This is a genomic window from Algibacillus agarilyticus (genome assembly GCF_003286125.1).
GTDB classification, from domain to species: Bacteria; Pseudomonadota; Gammaproteobacteria; order Enterobacterales; family Alteromonadaceae; genus Algibacillus; species Algibacillus agarilyticus.
Window position 1 is genome coordinate 108,686 of the sequence record NZ_QMED01000002.1, and the last position, 23,306, is coordinate 131,991.

The 23,306-nt window shown below is 39.9% G+C and carries 15 protein-coding genes; 11 read left to right on the plus strand and 4 right to left on the minus strand.

From position 1 onward, the window contains the following. Positions 1-6 precede the first annotated feature (6 nt). Positions 7-2,394 (minus strand): DNA polymerase II, encoded by a 2,388-nt coding sequence (locus DPX34_RS02465; RefSeq protein ID WP_111977009.1) that lies wholly within the window; start codon positions 2,392-2,394, stop codon positions 7-9. 387 nt (positions 2,395-2,781) lie between these two features. Here DPX34_RS02465 and DPX34_RS02470 point away from each other — a divergent pair, with 387 nt between their 5' ends. The 7 genes from DPX34_RS02470 (at position 2,782) to DPX34_RS02500 (ending at position 14,628) form a co-directional block, all read left to right on the plus strand. Further along, entirely contained in the window at positions 2,782-5,136 is a 2,355-nt protein-coding gene (locus DPX34_RS02470) for an efflux RND transporter permease subunit (RefSeq protein WP_111976828.1), read from the plus strand. Positions 5,137-5,369: 233 nt separating this feature from the next. Then, entirely contained in the window at positions 5,370-7,172 is a 1,803-nt protein-coding gene (locus DPX34_RS02475; protein WP_111976829.1) for a fatty acyl-AMP ligase, read from the plus strand. Next, positions 7,163-8,938 carry an acyl-CoA dehydrogenase family protein gene (locus tag DPX34_RS02480; RefSeq protein WP_111976830.1) on the plus strand — a complete coding sequence of 592 codons (1,776 nt, stop codon included), beginning with the start codon at positions 7,163-7,165 and terminating at the stop codon, positions 8,936-8,938. Before DPX34_RS02475 ends, DPX34_RS02480 begins: the two co-directional genes overlap by 10 nt. Continuing rightward, entirely contained in the window at positions 8,935-9,213 is a 279-nt protein-coding gene (locus tag DPX34_RS02485) for an acyl carrier protein (protein WP_111976831.1), read from the plus strand. Before DPX34_RS02480 ends, DPX34_RS02485 begins: the two co-directional genes overlap by 4 nt. A 132-nt stretch (positions 9,214-9,345) precedes the next feature. After that, positions 9,346-13,329 (plus strand): non-ribosomal peptide synthetase, encoded by a 3,984-nt coding sequence (locus DPX34_RS02490; protein ID WP_198673602.1) that lies wholly within the window; start codon positions 9,346-9,348, stop codon positions 13,327-13,329. Then, positions 13,322-13,810: an SRPBCC family protein gene (locus DPX34_RS02495; protein ID WP_111976833.1), complete on the plus strand. Its 489-nt coding sequence runs from the start codon at positions 13,322-13,324 to the stop codon at positions 13,808-13,810. Before DPX34_RS02490 ends, DPX34_RS02495 begins: the two co-directional genes overlap by 8 nt. A gap of 326 nt (positions 13,811-14,136) precedes the next feature. Then, positions 14,137-14,628: a hypothetical protein gene (locus DPX34_RS02500; protein ID WP_111976834.1), complete on the plus strand. Its 492-nt coding sequence runs from the start codon at positions 14,137-14,139 to the stop codon at positions 14,626-14,628. 79 nt (positions 14,629-14,707) lie between these two features. On the opposite strand, the gene DPX34_RS02505 is transcribed toward DPX34_RS02500, so the two are convergent. Next, positions 14,708-16,678, minus strand: coding sequence for a DNA topoisomerase III (locus tag DPX34_RS02505; protein ID WP_111976835.1), 1,971 nt, complete (start codon positions 16,676-16,678; stop codon positions 14,708-14,710). A gap of 340 nt (positions 16,679-17,018) precedes the next feature. Further along, entirely contained in the window at positions 17,019-17,315 is a 297-nt protein-coding gene (locus tag DPX34_RS02510) for a SemiSWEET transporter (RefSeq protein ID WP_111976836.1), read from the minus strand. A gap of 295 nt (positions 17,316-17,610) precedes the next feature. Between DPX34_RS02510 and creB the strand changes: the two genes are divergently transcribed. Both creB and creC read left to right on the plus strand, forming a co-directional pair. Continuing rightward, positions 17,611-18,369, plus strand: coding sequence for a two-component system response regulator CreB (creB, locus tag DPX34_RS02515; protein WP_111976837.1), 759 nt, complete (start codon positions 17,611-17,613; stop codon positions 18,367-18,369). Next, positions 18,369-19,814 carry a two-component system sensor histidine kinase CreC gene (gene creC, locus DPX34_RS02520; RefSeq protein WP_111976838.1) on the plus strand — a complete coding sequence of 482 codons (1,446 nt, stop codon included), beginning with the start codon at positions 18,369-18,371 and terminating at the stop codon, positions 19,812-19,814. Before creB ends, creC begins: the two co-directional genes overlap by 1 nt. Here the strand turns inward: creC and DPX34_RS02525 are convergent. Continuing rightward, positions 19,811-20,398, minus strand: a complete 588-nt coding sequence (locus DPX34_RS02525; RefSeq protein ID WP_111976839.1) for a Fic/DOC family protein — start codon at positions 20,396-20,398, stop codon at positions 19,811-19,813. The genes creC and DPX34_RS02525 overlap by 4 nt on opposite strands. 355 nt (positions 20,399-20,753) lie before the next feature. On the opposite strand from DPX34_RS02525, the gene creD reads away from it, so the two are divergent. Next, positions 20,754-22,172, plus strand: a complete 1,419-nt coding sequence (creD, locus tag DPX34_RS02530; protein ID WP_111976840.1) for a cell envelope integrity protein CreD — start codon at positions 20,754-20,756, stop codon at positions 22,170-22,172. 585 nt (positions 22,173-22,757) lie between these two features. After that, entirely contained in the window at positions 22,758-23,201 is a 444-nt protein-coding gene (locus tag DPX34_RS02535; RefSeq protein ID WP_111976841.1) for a hypothetical protein, read from the plus strand. Positions 23,202-23,306 lie beyond the last annotated feature (105 nt).

The window sequence follows — 23,306 nt, forward strand, 5'->3', positions numbered from 1 at the left end:
GTTAATTTAAAATAAACTCAGTTGTCGATTAAGTACTTTTTGAAATGATAAATCGATAAAAGGCAGTATACCATCCGCAATGGGTAATAATTGCTTATCAATGTAATGCTGATAATCCAAAGGGGCATTTTTATATTCCGTGGTTTGCGGCCCTTGTGTTGTGATCACATATTCAACCCACGCTTTATTCTGGTATTGTAAAGGAAACGAGCGTTTCTTATTTTCTTCATCAGCCATACGGGCTGCTTTAACTTGCGGCGGCACATTTTTAACATAGTCGGCCAAGTTACGTCGTAAACGTTTTCGGTAAGCTAATAAATGATCTTTCTCACCTTTAAGTGTCGCGGCAACAATATCTTGGATATATTGTCTTGGATCTTGGCCACTAAAAACAAGCTCGTATAAATGCAATTGAAATTCTTTTGCTAAAGCGGTCCAATCACTTCTTACTGTTTCAAGCCCTTTGAATACCAACTTAATATTGCCCTGCTTATCAATCACAGTGCCAGCATAACGTTTTTTACTACCGGCTTCAGAACCTCTAATCGTTGGCATTAAAAAGCGTCGGAAATGTGTCTCAAATTCAATTTCAAGATAACAGGGCAAATCAAACTCTTGGCTTAATTTATCTTGCCATTTTTGATTAATTAATTGAGCTAATTCATTACCCAGCTTTTGTATTTTTTCAGGGTCGGATTCATCTTTTAACCAAACAAAAGTTGAATCTGTATCGCCGTAAATAACATCATATCCCTGTGCTTCAATCCAGGTCGCGGTTTGCTGCATTATTTCATGGCCGCGCATCGTAATTGAGCTAGCCAAACGCGTATCATAAAAACGGCACCCACCCGATCCCAACACCCCATAAAAACTGTTCATTAAAATTTTGATGGCTTGCGATCGTGGTGCATCTTGATGGCGCTTAGCCTGATCGCGCTGCTGCCATAAGGTATCGATAATATCGGGCAAAAAATGCTTATCACGCGAAAATTTTGCCCCTTTAAAGCCTTCAATGGCTGAATCAGGGCTTTTTAAACCTTCAATCAAACCCAAAGGGTCGATTTTATAAGTTCGAATAATAGAAGGATAAAGGCTTTTGAAATCAAGCACTAAGACATTGTCATACAAACCAGGTTTAGAATTCATGACATAACCACCAGGGCTCGCTAACCCGCCATCTAATGGCAAATTAGGCGCAACATACCCTGCTCTATGCAATTTAGGTAAGTAGACATGAGTAAAGGCAGCAACCGAACCACCAACTCGATCCAATTCTAAGCCGGTGAGTTGGCTACGAAAAATAAGAAAATCTAAGATCTGTGTATGGTTGAAAATATCGGTAACTAACTGACAATCTTCTAGGTTATATTCGGCTAATTTAAGTTTATTATGATTAAAGTCATGCGTAATATGTTCAACACGATTCGTCACATCTTCAATTTTTTTACCGCGCTCTAATAACGTTTGTGCAACCGATTCTAAACTAAAGCTATCAAAGTGATAAGTGGCGGTTTTTAATGCATCAATGCCATCAATAACCACACGCCCAGGCAACGTAACAAAGCCTTGATGTGTGGCATTGCGATTTTCACGCCAAGTAGCATACTGATGATCACGCCCTAATTTTAATTTGAGTTTGTGTAATTCAGCGCGTTTTAGTAATAACTTAAAATCAAAATTAACAACATTCCAACCAATAATAATATCCGGATCAATATGAGTTAAATGTAGCTCAAGCGCTTGTAATAAGGCTTTTTCGTTCTCAACCCAAAAAATTTGTAACGATTCTGGCGGATGAATAATATCAACACTCGGTTCAATATCGTACGCTTCAGGATTGCCAATCATCAAGACACGTTTTATGCCGCAACCCTGTAAACCAATAGAATATAATTCACCTTGCATCGAGCATTCAATATCAAGTGATAACATAGTCAAGGGGACAACACATTCCGTTGGTTTTAACTTAACGTTTGTCCATTCAGAAAACTGCAAATCAACGCGTTCATTACCAACAAAAGCAATACCCGCATGCACAAAACGCTCTATCAAAAAGCGATTTTCTAAACGCACATCATCTTCAAATAATTCAATATTGTGTTTTTTTAACAACCGAAAGGCTTTGTTATGATCGCGAATAAATTGAAAATACAAACCACCGACTAATACATCGTCAAAGGTAGATAATGTTAACGGGTCATAACGATATAAAATGTGATGGCGAGCAAGAAGAGAGGCAACTTGCTTATGATCGCGTTGCGCAACAAAAAAAACAGGTTGTTGATTATCAACAACCAATTTAACCGGACCGTTAAGTGTTTTTAGCCACAACACAATTTGTGTGCCAGTCGGGGTATCATGACTTTGTCTTGTTAATAAAAAACCTTGCTGCACAACAAAAAAACACAAAAGTAAGTTAGCTCGATTATATACCGAATCGACAAGGTATACACATCAATATAAACCCCGCATCTAGGTTGTTTTTAACGCAATTTAAAATTACATCACAAAAGTAATGTTAAATACGTCTCAGAATTAAATATCCGCGTTGCACAATTAAAAAATATGTCGATAATCCACATTTCTTACACATTACCCCCTTAGAGTTGAAAATAACAAAAGAATAACACCATTTAAAAAAGACATTTAAAAACAACAGGATGAATTTATTTTTTCATAAATAAAGTAATAGACGTTCGCCAAAAAATTAACCACTTAAATATAAAGATTTATATTTAAACAATAAAATTATTGGATTAAACAAAAAAAAGGATAAACACAATGGGATTCGGTTGGGTTCACAAACAACGTTGGGCACTATTAATACTGAGTATTATACTCGTAAGTTTTGTAGGAGCTGGGGCTAAAAATTTAGTCCAAACGGCTGACTATAAAGTTTACTTTGAAAGTAACGATAAAGATTTACTCGCTTCTGAAGCCTTAAGTAACAGTTACAGTAAAAGTGACAATATACTTTTTGTTATCGCCCCAAAATCAGGCAACATCTTTAGTCAAAAAACACTAACTCTACTCGCTAACCTCACAGAGTCGAGTTGGCAAATCCCTTATTCAACCCGTGTTGATTCAATTATCAACTACCAACACAGTTACGCTGAAGGTGATGATTTAATCATCGAAGATTTAGTCAATATAAATAAAGTCGCGAATAAACCCTATTTGCAACAAGTCAAAAACACCGCATTAAATGAACCTAATTTAGTTAACCGATTAATATCTAAAAAAGGGGATGTCAGTGCTGTTAATGTCACGATTAACTTTACGCCAGGGCAAGTTGACACGCAAACCAGAGAGGTCGTTGCTTATGCTCGTAAAATAGCAGACCAAATCCGTCAAGCATCACCCGATGTTCAGGTTCACTTAACTGGCATTGTTATGATGAATAATGCATTTCCCGAAACATCCGAAAAAGACGGCGCCACACTTATCCCCTTAATGTTGATACTTATATTAATTGGTTTATTTTTACTACTCAGATCGTTTTCAGCCGTCATTGCCAGTTTAACAATCATCTTGCTTTCAATTGTCGCTGCAATGGGATTTGCAGGCTTTATTGGCTATAAAATCAACCCAGTTTCTGGCGCTGCTCCTATTATTATCTTAACCATCGCCGTTGCTGACTGTGTGCACATCTTAATGAGTTACGTTAATAATTTACGTAATAAAAAACAGCCTAAGCCACAAGCAATTCAAGAAGCCATGGCCGTCAATGTAAAGCCCGTGTTACTCACAACCTTAAGTACAGCAATCGGCTTTTTAACCATGAACTTTAGTGAAGCTCCACCTTTTAGAGAACTGGGTAATATAGCAGCGGTAGGCATAATAGCTGCGTGCATCTTATCTTTAACCCTGCTTCCCGCTTTACTCAATATTTTACCCATTAAACATAAACAAACGGCTAAACCGCAAAACAAATGGCTAAACAGTGCAATGAACGCTTGCGCTAAACTGGTATTGAAAAAGTATAATTTAGTATTAGGTTTAGGTTTATCGGCCGCTATTTTAATTGCCAGTGGTGCAATGAAAAATGAATTAAACGAAGATTTTATTCGCTACTTTGATGAAAGTTTTGAAGTGAGAGTTGCCACCGAATTTACACTTGAAAATTTAACGGGGATCAATATTGTTGAATACGACATAAAAGCCACCGCTAAAGGCCAAATAGTTCAACCCGCTTATTTAAATAACCTAGATAAATTTACGGCTTGGCTTTATCAACAACCTGAAGTTATTCATGTTAATACGTTCAGCGACACCATTAAGCGCCTAAATAAAAATATTAACCAGGATGATCCGGCTTTTTATCAGATCCCAAGCGATCATCAACTAACAGCACAGCTGGTATTATTATACGAAACATCACTCCCTTTTGGCTTAGGCATTACCGACCGCGTTAAACTCGATAAATCAGCAACACGTTTAACCGTAACCTTAAATGACATTACCAATAACGAGCTTCTGGCTTTTGAGCAACGCTCACAAACATGGATGCAACAAAATTTGCCTGCAACCATGCATGCCCAAGGTCTAGGTTGGTCAGTTATGTTTGGGGGTATTGCGCAAAAAAATATTACCTCTATGTTAAATGCGACTTTATTAGCGGTGTTCATGATAAGTGTTGTGTTAATTCTGCCGTTTAAGTCAGTTCGCTTAGGCATATTAAGTATCATTCCAAATGTTCTACCGGCTTTAGTTGCATTAGGCATTTGGGGCCTAACCGTAGGCATGATCGGATTAGCGGCTTCAATTATTACCGCTTTAACGTTTGGTATTGTTGTAGACGATAGCATCCATTTTATAACTCGCTACATACGTAATCGCCGCGAATTAGGTTTACCGGCAAATGAAGCCATACAACAAACGTTTTTAACCGTTGGTAAAGCCATTGTTGTCACCTCTATTGTCTTAATTGCTGGCTTTTCAATGTTAGCGACTTCAGGTTTTAAAGTTAATAGCATAATAGGTTACCTGTCAGCACTGACTATCTTTATCGCACTCGTGATGGACTTATTCATTTTACCGGCTTTGCTTTACAAGCTTGACCCTTGGTTATTTAAAAGCACCACTCAATCAGAGCAATACAGTGAGCAATTAAAGCCCGAAACAAATGCACAATAATGAATGCCAAATTAAAAACCTATATATAGTCAAAGCGATCAGGTTTTAGGGGAAGCTGTCAAGCTTCGAGACCCCATGAGCATATGCTCTACTATGTGATTGGGGCGAGTAAGCGCTGACAATGAACCATAAAACCTGAGCGAGAAGACTATAAATTCTAAAACTTAGTATTTTAAAGACCCATTAAAGCGCAGGCTTCGGCCTGAGCTTTAATAACTCATGGACCGAAACTAATGAAAAGTTTAATACCTTTTGAAGGCGATTCACTCATCGAACTCGTCAATTTTAGAGCTCAAGTACAACCGAATGATGTTGCCTATACGCATTTAAAAGATCGTAAAGATGAAAAAGAAAACATCACGTATGCCGAATTTCAGCAACGTATATTAACGTTAGCCGCTCACATACAAAGCTATAACGTAAAAGGTGAACGCATCATATTAATGTATCCAACGGGTATTGATTATATTGTGGCTTACTTTGCGGTTATTTTTGCCGGTGCGATAGCCGTCCCCGTATACGAGCCCAGACAAAGTAGTCATTTTAATCGCTTAGCTAATATACTCGCAGATGCTCAACCCAAACTTCTATTAACCTTAGAGTCAACGTTAGCCATTTCAAGCAAAGACGCTTTAGATGAATTAGCGCAATTTGGCGCAACCTGGCTAACAACCGATAATTTACCACTTAACAATAAAGCTAATGAAAAATGGCAACCTATCAGTTTAAAACCAGATGATATAACCTTTTTACAATATACATCCGGTTCAACCGGTGCGCCAAAAGGCGTCATGGTGTCTAATGCAAACCTATTGCATAATTCAAGCTTAATTCATAAAAATACGCAATCCAGCGCCGATTCATGCTGTGTTACTTGGTTACCGCCTTATCACGATATGGGTTTAATTGGCGGATTACTACAACCGCTATATGCAGGGTTTCACTGTGTCATTTTATCGCCAATATCCGTAATACAACGCCCTATAAAATTACTTAAAGCGATACACGAATACAAAGCTACGATTTCTGGCGGACCCAATTTTATTTTTGAAGCTTGTGTTAACCGTATTCGAGATAAACAACTCGCCGGAATCGATTTATCAAGTTGGCGTATTGCCTTTAACGGGGCTGAGCCTATTAATGCCAACACTTTACAACGTTTTGCTCAACGCTTCGCATCACATGGCTTTAATCATAATGCTTTTTATCCTTGTTATGGCATGGCCGAAACCACTTTATTTGTCGCGGGAAGCCAAGCCAATAAAGGCGCAATATACAAAAAAGTAGACCGTACAGCCTTACAGCAAAATATAGCAATGACAAGCCAAGCACACGATGCACAAACACTGGTCAGCAGCGGACACTTACATAACGATTTATGCATAAAAGTCGTTGATCCACTCACTTGTCTACCGTGCAAAGAAGGTGAAATAGGCGAAGTTTGGATCCAAGGCGCCAGCATCGCGCAAGGTTATTGGCAAAGAAAAAGTGTATTAGGCACTGATTTTTCGGGCATGCTAGCAGGCGATCCTAACCAATTATATTTACGCAGTGGCGATTATGCCTTTGTCGATGACGGCCAGCTATTTATTACCGGTCGTTTGAAAGATTTGATAATCATACGTGGCAAAAATCATTATCCGCAAGATATCGAATACAGCGTAAGCCATTCACACATTGAATTAAAACCTGACACGGGAGCCGCTTTTTCAGTACCGCATGCCGACGAAGAAGTACTCGTGATCATGCACGAACTAAATCACCGTTTAGATTTCAGCACCCAACAAGAAATCAAGCAAACCATGATCGAAAGTATTTCAAAAAATCACGAAATGCAGGTATTTGATATTGTTTTTATTCGCCCCGGTACATTACCCAAAACCACAAGTGGGAAAATTCAACGACAAGCCGCACGCAAACAATATTTACTCAATCACGCCCCAGCTAATAACACGTTCACGAAGACTAAAAGCACAAGTTCAAGCGAACGCACCGAAACTCGCATTAACAGTAAGGAGACTAACGCATGTCATTAAATCAACGTATACAACATCAAGCCGCACATAAACTTGAACACGCTTTGGGCGATCCCAATAACCCCGATTCTATTATGTCTTACAAGCGAGTGATGGAACTGGATGAGCAAGAATCATTTCAAGAAGAGTTTTATCAGTACCTACTTTCTTTGAAAACACATCATCATTATGTGCCTGCAGCCTTAGGCGGAAAATTCGAAACTTACGAGCAACTCTATGCGTTAGGCAAAGTACTGGCACGGCGTGATTTGTCAACAGCCGTGACCATGAGCACCATGATTTGGTCTACTTTAGTTTGGGTTGGTGGTGATAAAATATTAAAACAGCATTGCGCAGATGTTACGCTTTCAAATAATGGCGCACAATGTCTAGCTTACTCAGAAGAACATCATGGTTCTGACTTGCTCGCAAACGAACTCACCGCAACCGAAGTCGAAGATGGGTTTATTTTAGAAGGCGAAAAATGGCCGATTAACCGAGCAGCCCGATCTGAAGTAGTTATGTTGTTAGCACGCACAGCAAATGAAAGTGGTGGGCGTAATTTATCACTGTTTTTTGTCGAAAAAAGTAAAATAGACTGCTCAACATTTACCTACATCTCAAAAGTAAAAACGCACGGCTTAAGAGGCTGCGATATATGTGGGATCAAATTTAATAAAACCCACATCCCCAAATCCGCTTTAATTGGCCCAATAGGCGGCGGACTCGAAATTGCCATTAAAGCATTTCAAGTCACTCGCACACTCTGTGCTTCATTATCTATTGGTGCGCTCGAAAATAACTTACGAGTCGTTATGGGTTTTGCAACTCAGCGACGATTATACAAAGGTAATGTCTTTGATATTCCAAATGCACGCCATCATTTAACCAATGCGTTTACCGACTTGCTTATCACCGATGCACTCGGCAGTAGTTTGTCACGCGCATTACACGTTATTCCAAAACAATTCAGTGTGTTATCGGCGGTCGCTAAATGCTTTGCCCCCTACAAATTAGACCAAGCTCAAAAAGACTTAGCAACCGTGTTAGGCGCACGCTTCTTTTTTAGAGAAAAGCACAAAGAAGGTATTTTTCAAAAATCGTTACGCGACAGTCAAGTTGTCAGTCTATTTGATGGTAGTTCAGAAATTAATCTTTATTCACTCACCACGCAATTATCATTACTCGCACGTCGTCAAGACAAGTTATTTGCCATCACGGCAGAGACTACCAGCAGTAAACTCAGCAACATTTTTGATGCCAGCACGCAACTTCCAACCTTTAGAGGTGAAAAGCTCGATTTATCCAGCCATGGGCGCGATTTAATAATGGAAAGCTGGCCACAAATAATAGCGGCGTTAAAACACGCTTCTGGCACTTTACACAACGCAGATAAAATACTCTTTTTAGCTGAAATGGTATTCAACAAACACCAACAAAATTTACAGCGGATTGCCAACCATGTAGAACAAAAATCAGATATGCAATCACCACGCATGTTCAAAATTGCACGTGAATATTGTGTAGTACACGCCGCCGTTTGCTCAATTCAATACTGGTTAAACAATACACAAAACAGCGATGTATTTATCAATAAAGCCGATTGGCTCATTGTGGGTTTACAGCGCTTATTACTTGAATTAAATATCGATATTGAGATCAGCGAGCAGCATTTAACCCAAGTATCTAACGAATTACTGCACCGCAGCCAAGCCGCGCTTAGCTATGGTTTAGTACCCCTTGAACTACCCGAACTTAGTTTAATTCCAGCGGAGGAAATCGCATGAACACAGTTATCAATCAAGTTGCACCTACTTTAGACATTGTAAAAACAAAAGCGAGCGAGTTATTAGCCGAACGTTTGCGTATTGACGTAATTGAAGTCGATATGAACAAAAAATTAACCAGCTATGGTCTGGACTCCATTGATGCTGTCACCATGATTGGTGATCTTGAAGATTGGCTGGATATTGAATTACCCAGCACCTTACTTTGGGACTACGACACCATCAACGATGTCGCGCAATTTATCGTCGAAAATTTTGAATCATTAGTCGATTAAAGCGAAACACGTACCCTAAATGACAGGCGGTAGGCAGTAATACCAGTGTATTTTTGTCTGCCCTTTTAGCTTAATGCACCGCCTCGACACAGCAGATACATATCAACTAACGAAACAAAAATGGATTATATAATGAGTCAAGTAACTGACATGCAAAAAGGGCTGTATTACATACAGCAAACACAACCTAGCACTAACGCCTATAATGTGGCATTTGGTACAAAAATAACGTCAACGGTTTGTCTTAAAACACTTGAAGTCGCCTTTCAGCACGTGCAAAAAAACAACGTGGTATTACGTCAAACCTTTACCGATTTAAAAGGTGAAATAAATACCCTAGAAAGACCCGATCTGCCTATCAAGCTACAACAACACAACACCGCCAACTTAGGTGAAGAATCACTAAAATTAATTGTTGAAGCAACGGCAAAATCCCCGTTTAATTTAAATAAAGAACTTTGCTTACGCGTAGATATTTTTCCAACATTGAGTCAAGAACACGTTATGCTGATCACGGCCCATCACGCTAATTTCGATTTTTGGTCGTTAGCTTTATTGCTTGAGCAAGTGGCCAGTGCATATCAACACATTATAAATGGCCAAGAACAAAACGAAACGCGCCAAACACCGCAATTTACCGATGTAATAACACAGCTTAAAACCACACAACAAACCGAAAAATACCAACAAGCTAAAGCCGCTGTTGTGGCTAATTTAACGGGTGCCAATACGCAATTAACCCTATCAACCGACTTTATTCGCCCTCAGGTCAATCGTTATCAAGGCACCTCATTCAGCTTTAGCATCCCAGCTCACATCACGGCGTTAATTAAAGAAACAGCTAAAACCCAAAATGTAACAACTTACATGTTACTCCTATCGGTTTACCAAGTTTTGCTACATCGCTATACCGGCCAAAACGATATTTTAGTTGGCTCGCCAACTGCCGGTCGCGAAAAACGAAAATTTCATCAAGTGATGGGTAATTTTGTCAATACGATCATAACTCGCAGCACAATCACCTCAAAAACACATTTTAGCGACATGCTACAGCACACCTATTCACAAGTGGTTGAGGCTATTCGTCATCAAGCGGTTATGTTTCCGCAGGTGGTTGAGGCCATCAAACCTAAACACGACAAAAGCCGCACACCGCTTATTCAAGCGCATTTTGCTTGGGACAAATTGCCGCAATTTGCCCAGTTCGAACATTTTTTCAGCCAAACAACCAATAAAAAAAGCATCGATTGGGCAGGGCTAACACTTGAACCTTACTGGGTACCACAACAAGAAGGTCAGTTTGATTTAGCGCTTGAAATGGGGGCCGAAATCGATGGTGAATTAACCGCCACATTAAAATACCGCCAAGACCTTTTTTCAGCCGATAGCATGGCGCAGTTTTCTGACAATTTTGTGCAACTACTCAACAGTTTATGTCGTAATCCAACTCAAAATATTAACCACGCGACCCTTTTAACCACAGAACAAACTAAGCAGCTTTTATCTGTTGCGCATTCACCAACTATAATCACGCCACGCGCAAAAACGGTACACGCTTTATTTGAACGCCAAGCCGACTTAACACCAAATAAAATTGCAGTACAAGATATAAATACGCAACTCACCTATCAAGAACTTGATCAGCAAGCTTCGCATATTGCCAATGTATTAACTCAACAATACGCCGTGCAAGGGCAACAAGTGGGCATTTGCTTACACCGAGATGTAAACATGCTTGTTAGCTTGCTGGCTATTTTAAAAGCCGGCGCAGGTTATGTTCCTATCACCCCCAATATGCCTATCGAGCGGGCAAACATGATAATGGAAGATGCCGATCTAGCGGTTATGATTTTAGGCGATGACATCACAAATCTTAAACCACCTCATTCAATACCAACAACCACTTTAAATGAGTTAACCAATTGTCATGTAAAAGCGGCCGAACACACACTTGTTGCCCCTTCACAAACGGCCTATATTATTTTTACATCTGGTTCAACAGGCCGACCCAAAGGCGTTAGCGTACCGCACAGCTGCGCAGTTAATTGTATAGAATCAATTTGTCACACCCCCGGTATCAACCCCGACGAAAAGCTACTCGCCGTAGCCCCTTTTTCATTCGACATATCAGTAACTGAATTCTTTTTACCCATCAGTCAAGGTGGTCAAGTCATGATTGCCGATACCGAAACGGCAACGGATCCTGACAAACTCATTAATGCGATCAAAATATTTAATCCAAGCTTAATGCAGCCAACACCTTCAACTTGGAAAATGCTATACAGTGCCGGTTGGCAAGGTAAAAAAGATTTAAGCATCATTAGCAGTGGTGAACCCATGCCACAAACATTAGCCGAACAACTCATCACAGATTGCGCGCATTTATATACCGCCTACGGCCCTACCGAAACAACGATTTGGTGCTCGATTATTGAATATACAGGTGGCCCCGTTACCATAGGTTACCCAATGGCGAACACCCAAATGTATATTCTTGACCAAAACCGCGAACAGGTACCGCAAGGGGTAACGGGTGAAATATATATTGCCGGCACCTGCGTAACCGATGGTTATTATGGTAAACCAGAGCTAACACAAAAAGCCTATTTGCCAAACCCTTATGGAGCCGGTCGTTTATATAAATCTGGCGATTTAGGGCGCATCAATCGCGACGGGTTATTTGAATGCAGCGGCCGTGCCGACAATCAAATAAAAATAAGAGGGTTTAGAATCGAACTGGATGACATAGAAGAAAATATCCGTCGAATTCCACAAATCCACGACACCGTTGTACAACCACAAATAATTAACAACGAAACAGCATTGGTTTGTTACTACGTTATTAACAAAGGTCAAAGTATCGGTCAAAAAACGATACAAAGTGAGTTAAAACAGCGCTTACCTAATTACATGATCCCTGCTTTTTTTGTCGAAATAGCAGTAATGCCCATGACCGCTAATGGCAAAACAGACAAAAAAGCCTTACCCAAAATTAACTTAACCGATAATCAGCGCGATATAATAGCCCCGACATCACCACTCGAAAACGCCATCATGCAACAATGGCAAACGGTATTACAACAAACACAAATAAGCATCAATGATGATTTTTACGATATTGGCGGCCATTCACTATTAGCGGTAAAACTAACGAGCAAAATAAAACAAACACTGAATATTGATATAGATAATCAATTTACCCTTAACTACACCACGGTAGCCGCCATGGCACAGGCGATTGAACAAGGTAATTTAGTTGCCGATAACAGCATGTTAGTAACGCTAAACAAAGGTGAAACGGATCATACACCGCTTTTTTTAATGCACCCGATAGGCGGTACCGTTCATTGCTATATGGCACTCACCCAATCAATCAATAAAGCACAACCTGTTTATGCTTTTCAAAACCCGGGTATAGACGATGCCGATGAAGCCGAAGTAGGCATTGAAGAAATAGCACAAAAATACGTAGCCGAAATACGCCAGCAACAACCACAAGGCCCCTATCAACTAGGCGGTTGGTGTTTTGGCGGCGTAATAGCCTACGAAGTTGCCAATCAACTACAAGCCATGGGCGAAACAGTTAGTGGCGTGTATGTGTTTGACACCCGTGCGCCTATTATTGCCAACCATCCCGACGATGGCGACGATGCGACTTTACTGTCTTGGTTTGCACGTGATTTAGCCATACCACACGGAAAAACGTTACACATCCCACCTGAAACACTACGAAAAATAGAGATAGACGAGCAATTTGCCTATGTGCTCGATCGAGCACGCGCAATTGATATCATAGAAACCGATGCCGACGAAGAAAAATTAATGAACTACTTCCAAGTTTACATCGCAAACGGCATGGCACTACAAATGTATCCTGAAAAATCGCTCAATATACCCGTTACATTATACCGCGCGCTAGACGAGCCTGAAGATTATGGTACTTATTTAGGCTGGGATACGTTACTGGGCGATGCCTTTACCGTTGTGGATATAAAAGGTGACCATAATACGATCATGTACAAGCCGCTCGTCACTCAAATTGGTAACGACTTAAACACCAAATTAGACAACCTAACATCAACATCTCATACCGAAAAGGAATGCACTTATGAATAAGCCACAACCACGAGAACTCGTTATCGATATAGAATATGAAATAGCCGCCCCTGTCGACGACGTATTTGCATTTATCTGCAACCCCGAAAACGATAAACATTGGCAGTCATCTTTCGATAGTATAAAAATGCACAACCCCGATACCCCCTTAGGTGTGGGCACAACGTATACCATTCATTTTCGCTTTTTAAGCCGTAAGCTGCATTTTGATTCACTCATTACTGGGTACGATATCAATAAGCGATACACCTACGAAACCACATCGGGATCATTGCCATTTAAAGGTGTATTTGAATTTACGCCCACGGCTAAGGGCACATTGGTTAAATGGCATTTTGCTGCCATCCCCGGCAAGTTTTTTGGCATTATTCCAAAAAGCTTAATTAAAAAATCGATGGAAAAACGCGTATGGGAAGACGTAGAAGGCCTTAAGCGCTACTTCAATGAAAAGCGTCATATTGAACAACTCGCGACAGCTTAAACATGACGCGATAAATATAAGCAAAAACAAGAAATAGCATAACGACAAGGGTGATGCGACCACATCGCCCTTTATTCAGTGCGCTAGATGAAAAGCTTCTTGATTAACTAAAATGAAAACCTCATTAACAGGTTGGCATGAACGTCATCCTACCCGCCGCAACAAACAAGCTTAACCAACCATACTTGCAAACGAAAGCAATCGAAAAATGCACAACAGCATCACTAAATTACAACTAACCCTAACTCAAATATAAACGCAATTGATAATTATTATCAATTATAATATTATACAACCCAACGACGACTTAAAATTAGGTTACTCAAATGATGCGCACTCTTTCTTTATTAGCGGCTTTAGCCTTAACGACGGCAGGCCTTAATGCACAAACAAAGCCAAATGATGCTTGGGATTTATATAAAACTAACGCACAAAGCTTACAACGCTTAACAAAAGCCGCAGATTTTCAAGATATTTCAGCCACGTCATCAACATTAACTTATCTAGCAAAAAGCATGTTGCCAGAATTTGCCGCCAGTCATCCACAATGCAATGAATACCTAAGCGCAGTGGTTAAAGCCGCCGATACGATGCAAACCTTAACGCTAGAACAAATAGAAAGTGATTATCATGCCGATGGTAAGTTACCTAAAGTGCAATCGGCTAAGTGTTATCACGCCAAAGATTTACTCGTGCATCCTGCCACTGTCACCGTAATGGCCAAAACATTAACCGACACCGACGAAACCCGTAAAAACATGGCGCACGAAATAGTTGAAGTGATCATGCACTTTGACCAAGTTGCCAATTTAAAATAGAAATAGAGAAAGTGAAGAACAGTTGCGGTGCGACTCACCAACCAACAGTGCCCTACCGTCTTATCTCTTTTTCACTGAGCTAATTTGCGGTTTTTTTCTTGGTGCGTTTTTTATAAGGCTTTTTAAATGGCTTGGCTTTACCCGGTGGTGTTTTAGGCAGAGCCGCAAAATTTTGCTCAACCGATTGCTCAATCATTTGTGCAATAACCTGCGTTAGCGGTTGCATAAAATGCTGATAACTAAATTTTTTTTCACTAATTCCATTTAGGTTAGATTCCCACTGAGCGGTCATATCAGGATATGTCGCTTGCTCAGGCAACGCATTAATTAACGACTTGCCCACGTCGGTAGCCGTAATGCTTTTGCCGTTTCGCACTAAAAAACCGCGTTTAAACAATAATTCAATAATACCCGCACGTGTCGCCTCAGTTCCGAGGCCATCAGTTTCTTTTAATATGCGTTTGATACTCGGATCAGCCACAAAACGCGCAATGCCTGTCATTGCGCTGAGCAAACTAGCATCGGTGTAGGTTTTGGGCGGTTGGGTTATTTTTTCTAATAGCTCACCTTGGGTACACTGCAGCGCTTCGCCCACACTTAAAGGCGGTAAGGTTTGATCTTGCAAGCTATCGCTAACGTCTTCATTGTCATTGTTTGGGGTTTTATTGGCCGCCTTAGTCGAGCTGGTGCGTGCAAACAGGGCTTTCCAACCGATTTGTTGCGGCGTTTTGGCATTAACCGCAAAATGTCCGCCAGCGATCACAATCATCACTTTTGTTTGTTGGTATAAGTAAGGCGGGTAAAATTGCGCTAAGTATTGCCGTGTAATAAGTTGATAGATTTGCTGTTCATCACGGTTTAATTGCACATTTTCTACATTTTTAGCGGTTGGAATGATCGCGTGATGTGCGCTGACTTTACTGTCGTTCCAGGCTTTGCTTTTTAAACTCGCATTGGCATTGTTTGCCCATTCACGCCATTTGCCCGACGATTGACCCAACATATTAATAATACTAGGCGCTTGCGCATGATGCTCTTTAGGTAAATAACGACAATCTGATCGTGGGTAAGTGATCAGTTTATGCTTCTCGTACAAGCTTTGGCACACATCAAGTACTTGCTTCGCGTTCATTGCGAATTGTTTAGCGGCATCAATTTGTAACGCCGATAAATTATAAGGTAGAGGGGCAAATAATTTTTTGTCTTGTTTGTCTACACTTTCAACCTGAGCTGGCTGCCCGGTTATACGTTTTACAACGTTTTGAGCCAATGCTTTATTTAATACGCGATCATGTTCATCCATGTAAGGTTGACAAGCTTCACTGGGGATCCATTTAGCGATAAATTGCTTGTTGTCAGCCGTTTGTAAATGCGCGTGCACATCGTAGTAATTTTTAGGGACAAACTCAGCGATCTCTTGATCTCGTCTAACCACTAATCCTAATAAAGGCGTTTGTACACGCCCAACGGATAAAACACCCCGGTAGCCCGTTTTTTGCCCTTGCAAGGTATAAGCTCGGGTTAAGTTAATACCATAAAGCCAATCAGCCCTTGAGCGCGCTAAAGCAGAAACAGACAACGGCATAAATTCTTGATTTGTTTTTAAATTGTTTAATGCCCGCTTAACGGCAGGTAAATTTAAATCACTAATCAGTAAACGCTGGGTTTGTTGTTTTTTTGTTTTTGATACCTTGAGGTAATCAATAACCTCGTCGATCAGTAACTGCCCTTCCCGGTCAGGATCACCCGCATGCACCAATTGCGAAGCTTGTTTAACTAGCTTACGCAAAACACTGAGTTGGGCTTTAGTCTGCGTTTTGGGTTTGAGTTGCCATTGATCTGGCACAATAGGCAAATGTGCAAATTGCCATTTTTTAAAATCAGGATTGTACTCTTCTGGCTGCGCCTGCTCTAAAATATGGCCAATACACCAAGAAACCACATCGCCGTTACCGGCTTCGATATAACCATTTTGATTTTTATGTGGTTTGGGTAAAGCCGCTGCGATCGCTCGGCCTAAACTGGGTTTTTCTGCTATATAAAGTTTCAAAGTATAAAGAGAAGTAAAACAAGAATAGCTTAAGGTTAACACCTAACTGTTTTTTCATACAGTTATTTATTGGCCTTAATTTATAAAAAAGGGTTACCCATTTTATCACGTTAAATTTACTTGCAGAATAACAACGAGTTACTCTGCAAATGGTAAGCACAACTAACCTCAACGCTGGATACCCCTCGTTTATAGTCTTCTCGCTCAGGTTTTATGGTTCATTGTCAGCGCTTACTCGCCCCAATCACATAGTAGAGCATATGCTCATGGCGTCTCGAAGCTTGACTGCTTCCCCTAAAACCCGATCGCTTTGACTATATTTAACCAGAATTAAGGTTAACTACATTTCGGTGCAAATATCATCATGTGATTTTTTTGATTTAATGTCGTTATAAATCTTAATTGATAAAATACACGCGGCCAATAAAAACGTTATCATGTTCGCTACTATCATTGCGCTATCTTCTTTATACAAGCCATAAGCTAACCAACCCGCAACCCCCACGGTAAAAAAACTATACATCGCTAGCGATAACGATTGGGTATCACGTGTTTTAATCACCTGAATAGCTTGAGGTAAAAAAGAAAACGTCGTTAAAAACGCAGATATAAAACCTAATATTTCTAAATTAGTCATGATAAAGTCTCCAAAATAAATTAATATCGCCCGTGTTGTTTTAAGCGCATCGTGCGCAGATAGTCTCCTCTAAGGCAGTGACAGTATTTTAATCAAAAGCGGTGAGTTAGGTTATGGGTTAAACTATCTTGTTTTTATCCAAAACTATCATTGTGTAAATTTTACGTTAACAAGTCGGTGTTTTTGTAACCCCCTACCGCCGCTCAATAGATAAATGAACGCTAAATCATTAAACAATTTACGGCATTTACTTTATAGTCGATTAACTTTGTAAATAGACTTTCTTATTTTTATCATGCCAAATCAAACACATATATTGTTAGTCGAAGATGAAGCCAGTATTGCCGACAATGTAAAGTATGCGCTAAAGCAAGCCGGCATAAAGGTAACGTGGACACATTTAGGCCAAGCGGCGATAGAATATGCCAAGCAAAATACATACGACATGGTCGTGCTCGATGTAGGCCTGCCCGATATTAATGGTTTTGAGGTATGCAAAAACATTAGGTTGTTTTCAGATGTCCCTATTTTATTTTTAACCGCACGCAGTGACGAAATAGACCGCGTGGTAGGGCTAGAAATTGGCGGCGATGATTATGTAACGAAGCCGTTTAGCCCACGTGAACTCAGCGCTCGGGTTAATGTGATAACCCGACGCTATCGAGCCGCACAAGCTCAACCTACCTCTGCAAATACATTAACGCACACCACCACCGACAAAGTCGATAAACCTCATGTGCACGAGGTTAAAACCGTGGGGTTATTCACATTAGCCGAACATAAAAAGCAAATCCATTTTTGTGCCACCTTGCTTGATTTAACCGCTTATGAATTTGGTATTTTAGCGTTATTAATTCAACAACCTGAACGCGTATTTAGCCGAGAGCAACTTATGTCTGCGATTTGGTCAGCCCCCGAACACAGCATTGACCGTGCCGTTGATAACCACATAAAAACGCTGCGCGCTAAACTTCGAGTTATTAATGCGGATATTCAGCCGCTCACGACTCATCGTGGCATGGGATACAGCTTGCAATTAACAGAGCCTAAGTAATGAGTTTAAATTCACGCATTTTCATCGCTTATTTTGCTATTTTAAGCGTCGCATTTTATTTGCTTTTGAATACCTTTTTAGCGGAAATAAAACCAGGCTATAGACAATCTACCGAAGATAGTTTGGTTGATATGGCTAATTTTGTGGCTGAGATTGTCAGCCCCGATTTTGTTGCACACGATACAAAACAATTAAGCCCGCAATTTTCAGATGCGATGCAGCGATTACTCGCGCGTGAATACCGAGCCGAGATATTTGGTATTGAAAAAGAAATCAGCAAATTACACATTTATATTACAGATGCGCAAGGCATCGTGCGTTTTGATTCAAAAAATAAAGCAGTAGGACAAGATTATTCATTATGGAATGACGTATATTTAACGTTACGTGGACAATATGGTGCTCGTAGTACCAAGGCTGACATAAATAACGATTTAAGTTCAGTGATGCATGTCGCTGCCCCCATTAAACATCAAGGAAAAATAATAGGTGTCGCGACGGTTGCAAAGCCTAACCTATCGGTGCAGCCTTTTATTGAACAAGCACGTAAAAAACTAATTTCACAAAGCCTTTTTTTAGTTCTTAGCGCGATTGTGCTGGCTCTTTTATTTTCGTTTTGGTTAACGCGGTCGATTCGTCAATTATCGTTATATTCAAACTTAATTGCCGACGGAAAACGCGCAACGCTCCCAAAGTTGCATGAAGTTGAATTGGCCAATTTAGCCCTTTCAATGGAACGAATGCGCAAACAGTTAGAAGGCAAAGAATACGTAGAGCGATATATACATGCGCTTACACACGAATTAAAAAGCCCTATATCTGCAATTAAAGGGGCGAGTGAGCTTATAACCCCTGACATGCCAGCCGATGATTTAGTGCATTTTATGACAAATATTCAACACGAAACGAGCCGAATAGACGAAATGATCAACCGCTTATTAGCACTTGCAGCCATTGAAAAACAACAGCATTTAACCACAACCGAAAATGTCAATTTAAATGCCTTAATCGAGCGTGTTATCGCCAGTAAAGAACACCTTAGTGCAAGCAAAAACCTCCATATTATAAGCGGGTCAAACATGACTTTTAATATTAAAGGCGATGCCTTTTTATTGCAGCAAGCACTCGATAATTTGCTCCAAAATGCAATTGAGTTTAGCCCAAACAATAGCGAAATAAACATTCAAATTAATCACACTGCATGTGGTGATATTAAGATAGATATCGTAGACCAAGGCACGGGGATACCCGACTATGCCTTAAATAAGATATTCGAACGCTTTTATTCGTTACCTAGGCCTAACTCGGCTAAAAAAAGCTCCGGGTTAGGCTTATGTTTTGTTAAACAGATAATGGAACTGCATAATGGCCAAATTAGCATTACCAGCCCAGCTACACTTGGAACCTGCGCAACACTTACATTTAAAGATCATTTCAACCATTAAGAAATAGCTAAGGCCATTATTCTTTGTAAGGCATTTAAATCGCCATTGTACCCATTCACATTTGCAGTTATCCATTCCTCTTTAGAAATGTCAGGCCAATTAATGCTCATGCCTAAAAAGAAACATAACTCTTCAAAGAAAAAACGCTGAACTCTTCCGTTCCCTTCGCGAAATGGATGAATAACATTAAGCTCACAGAAAATATCGGTTATCTCAACTAAGAAATCGAGTTTTTTGCTAATTAGATCAAGCGCCTGAATCCGTAAGAATTGCTTATTTAACTCTGTATTTATTTTAGGGCATGTGCAAAAACGAGTATTTCCTTTCGAAATATCGACAACTCTTATGTCACCAGCCCAACTATAAACATCTTGAAATAAATGCCAATGGAGGTGTTTTAAATGATTTAAGTTGAATTCGGTTAGGGAAGTGATATTGGAAGTATATTCGCTATAACGAAAAGCGGTAAATTCTAATTCAGCGGCTGATAATTCAGCATGGTCTGTAATGTTTAATTTATTAATGAGTATGTCAGTACCAAAATAGCAATAGCTATCTTGATTTGCACCATACTTATCTCGCATATTTCACTTTTAGATCATTAATTGATTTACTTAAATTTTCTTTTTTAAATGTCAGGCCTTCATAACGAGAGCTCGTCTCGAAGTTACTCATTTTAGGAACAAATGTTCGAGCGTTGTGAGTGTTTTTAATCGGTGTATTAGCCATAAAGCCCTCTCATAATTAACACTTAAATTATAGCGCTATAATTGTTTACATTCTATACATCACTCAAACAAAAAATGGCTTACTTATATTCCTTATTAAACACACAAAACACATCTAACTCTCACATAAACCACACATAAGCGACAAACGTTGCACATATTGACTCGTTAAACTAACAGGGTATTCAACAACAGTTTAACGGAGCCTAACATGCAAAAACCATTATTAACCAAACTGGTCGTGATCAGCGTGATCACTCTTTTATTATTGATCCCTTTATCAATGATCTCGGGGCAAATTAACGATCGCCAACATTACTTAATCGATGCACAAACAAGCGTTGCAAACAGTTGGACCGGCGAGCAAAAAATTACCGGACCAATACTCGTTGTGCCTTATACCGCTTATCGTTATGTAGAAACGTGGAATGAGACCAAAGAAAAATTAATTCAGCGTAAAGATGCTTACCACAAATTTTTATTTGTAAAACCGGAAACCTTGCATTTTGATGTGCAAACCCAAAACGACATTCGCTACAAAGGTATTTATGCGATCCCCGTTTACACATCAAATTTAATGATTAAAGGCCAACTTTCGCCTCAAGCAATACAAACAAAACTAACCACGATCAAACAAGATTATGATGAAGTAGAGTTTGAAAACGCGTTTTTATCGGTTCTCATTTCTGACCCTCGGGGCATAAACCGCGTACCCACACTCAACTTTAATCAACAAACCATTAATTTTAAACCGGGCAGCCAACTTTCGGTACATAGCAACGGCATACATGCGCCGCTTGATGTTGATTTACAAAATTTGCAGGCAAAAAACGAATTTGATTTTTCGTTAGAAATACGCGGAATGAAACAATTATCTTTTGTTCCGGTTGGCGAAAGCATTCAAGTGGTCGCTCAATCTAATTGGCCACATCCAGAATTTACCGGCCAATTTTTACCGGTACAGCGTACGATTAATAACGAAGGCTATCGAGCCCAATGGAAAATCACCTCGTTTGCCAATAACATTCAGCAAAAATTAGAAAATTGCGCAGCGGGCTCTTGCAAAGCCTTACTCGCCACCGATTTTGGTGTTAAACATATAGAAGCCGTCGATGTATATTTGCAATCTGAGCGTTCAATTAAATACGGTGTTTTGTTTATTGCTTTAAGTTTTATCGCCTTCTTTTTATTTGAAGTGGTGCAAAAATTACGTATTCATGGCATTCAATATGCTTTGGTCGGTTTGGCTATTGCCAGCTTCTTCCTATTATTAGTCTCATTATCTGAGCATATTGCGTTTGTTTGGGCTTACACCATCGCCGCTTTTGCTTGTATTAGCTTATTGGTTGTTTACATCAGCAATATTTTAGCGAGCTTGAGCCATGCACTTGGCTTTGGGCTGGCGATGTCGTTATTGTATGCCGCGTTGTTTGTGATCATTAGTGCTGAAGATACCGCCTTGTTAATGGGGTCTGGCTTAACGTTTGGTTTACTCGCCATGCTGATGATGGCAACCCGTAAAATTGATTGGTATCAAGTAAGTGAAGAGCTTTCGGCTAAAGCCAAAATAGCGACAAAACCAGCAGAAAAATCAACAACCGAACCAGCAAACACCGAATCAAATACGTAACCAAAAACCCGAAAAAGCATAAGCCGGCTGACTCCGTCACCGGCTTTATAGCTTGTCAGGGGGGTAATTGTAAAGCCAGAGTAAACAAGTTTAAGCACGGTGCACAGTAGTGTTTTTTTGATGAAAAAAGGTTGAGTGGTAATCATTATTGAAACGGAATGTTTTGAACGATATACGCCCAACTATAGTGTGCACCACCAAAAATGCTGTAGACCGGTTTAGCCACGCAGTGGTGTAAGCCGGATAAATGAACACGCCATATGATGCGTATCGAATGATGGCGCCTTACGTCACTTCGCGCCTAAAGCACCCTACCCGAAATTGTTTGATTAAACCTACCGCACGCAGTCACTCAGTCTGCTTTGAAACACCAGAGTCACAACACTGGGGTCAAGCATTTACTATTGCAACAGGCTAATAAAAAGGCATCCCCTGATAATAATTTTTTATCTTTAATCATTTTTTTCTCTGTAAATAAACAATATAAATAGCCATGTGTTAGCGTATTTGTTAAAAATACAGAAATTATAAAAATGTGCGTGGATTTAGTAGAAAATCGCGCATGATTAAATTGTTAAGTTGCAAATGTATAAATCACTGTTAGTATTTTTTTCACTATTTTTAATCGGCTGTGTCCGTACAGTTACTTGGGATGGTTATCTTCCAAGTAATGAGTTTCACCTAACGTTTGTTGATTTAAGTGGTATGCCTGTTTCAGGTGTTTCTTTTAAGTGTTCTGGTTCAGCTCCCAATTCATCTGGTGATTACATTGCTAAAGCACTAAATTTATCAGCTACAACTTCTGATGAAAGTGGCTTATTAATCCTCAAGCACAATGGCTCTGAAGTTGGTGGCACTCATATGGCTATTGGCTCATTTGAGTGGGGGCATGCTGAAATAGATTCGGCCATATGTAATTTTTACTTATCTTCAAAACTAGTTTACTCTGGTTCTATTGATGAATTTAATCAACCAGTTACATTAGTTGTTGATATGCCTGCAACCGTCACTCATGCGGGACAGGCGTAAATAAGCCTATGATTTTATTTAACTTTAAGTCTCAAGTTAGGGTAATAACGAATCACCGTAAAGCTCTAACGAACACAGGTTTAAAAACTGAGGCCGTGTTTTTAT

What these genes read in the sequence shown, in the direction of transcription:
- creD (WP_111976840.1), top strand. Translation starts at nt 20,754, where the DNA reads ATGCAAAAACCATTATTAACCAAACTGGTCGTGATCAGCGTGATCACT.
- DPX34_RS02500 (WP_111976834.1), top strand. Translation starts at nt 14,137, where the DNA reads ATGATGCGCACTCTTTCTTTATTAGCGGCTTTAGCCTTAACGACGGCA.
- DPX34_RS02495 (WP_111976833.1), top strand. Translation starts at nt 13,322, where the DNA reads ATGAATAAGCCACAACCACGAGAACTCGTTATCGATATAGAATATGAA.
- DPX34_RS02525 (WP_111976839.1), bottom strand. Translation starts at nt 20,398, where the DNA reads ATGCGAGATAAGTATGGTGCAAATCAAGATAGCTATTGCTATTTTGGT.
- DPX34_RS02490 (WP_198673602.1), top strand. Translation starts at nt 9,346, where the DNA reads ATGAGTCAAGTAACTGACATGCAAAAAGGGCTGTATTACATACAGCAA.
- DPX34_RS02475 (WP_111976829.1), top strand. Translation starts at nt 5,370, where the DNA reads ATGAAAAGTTTAATACCTTTTGAAGGCGATTCACTCATCGAACTCGTC.
- DPX34_RS02470 (WP_111976828.1), top strand. Translation starts at nt 2,782, where the DNA reads ATGGGATTCGGTTGGGTTCACAAACAACGTTGGGCACTATTAATACTG.
- DPX34_RS02535 (WP_111976841.1), top strand. Translation starts at nt 22,758, where the DNA reads ATGTATAAATCACTGTTAGTATTTTTTTCACTATTTTTAATCGGCTGT.
- DPX34_RS02480 (WP_111976830.1), top strand. Translation starts at nt 7,163, where the DNA reads ATGTCATTAAATCAACGTATACAACATCAAGCCGCACATAAACTTGAA.
- creB (WP_111976837.1), top strand. Translation starts at nt 17,611, where the DNA reads ATGCCAAATCAAACACATATATTGTTAGTCGAAGATGAAGCCAGTATT.
- DPX34_RS02485 (WP_111976831.1), top strand. Translation starts at nt 8,935, where the DNA reads ATGAACACAGTTATCAATCAAGTTGCACCTACTTTAGACATTGTAAAA.
- creC (WP_111976838.1), top strand. Translation starts at nt 18,369, where the DNA reads ATGAGTTTAAATTCACGCATTTTCATCGCTTATTTTGCTATTTTAAGC.
- DPX34_RS02510 (WP_111976836.1), bottom strand. Translation starts at nt 17,315, where the DNA reads ATGACTAATTTAGAAATATTAGGTTTTATATCTGCGTTTTTAACGACG.